Source organism: Paenibacillus sp. 598K (assembly GCF_003851045.1).
Lineage (GTDB): Bacteria > Bacillota > Bacilli > Paenibacillales > Paenibacillaceae > Paenibacillus_D.
Map to the genome: position 1 here is coordinate 495 of NZ_BFBX01000235.1, position 454 is coordinate 948.

Consider the following 454-nt stretch of genomic DNA (forward strand, 5'->3'; position numbering starts at 1 on the left):
CAGCGCCAGCAGCAGCACCCCCGCCACGAGCCCGCGCATTCGCCATATTCGTCTCATCGCCGCTCGCCTCCCTTCTCCCGATCTCCCTTATCGTCCGAGCTGCTGGCCAGGCTGCACCGGATCGTCGCCCTCGTACCGACGCCAGGCGTGCTGTCCAGCTCGATCCGCACCCCGATCGCTTCCGCCAGCTCGCGGGCCAGCGCCAGACCCAGTCCAGCTCCGCCATCCTGGCGACTGCGCGCTTCATCGACGCGATAGAACCGGTCGAATACTTTGGGCAGCTGCGAAGCCGGGATGCCGATCCCCTGGTCGATGACATGCAAGCAAGGCTCGTCGCCATCGGCGTCGACGACGATGCGGATCGGCCCGTCGCTGAACTTGCGGGCATTGTCGAGGAAGATGTAGAGCAGTTGACGCAGCTTCGCCTCATCGGTATAAGCGAGCTCGACCTGCT

1 protein-coding gene is annotated in these 454 nt (G+C 65.2%); it reads right to left on the reverse strand.

Annotated elements, in window-relative coordinates:
* Positions 1-53 precede the first annotated feature (53 nt).
* Positions 54-454: ATP-binding protein (locus PA598K_RS34790; RefSeq protein ID WP_148092047.1), on the reverse strand; the 401-nt coding region annotated here is incomplete at its 5' end.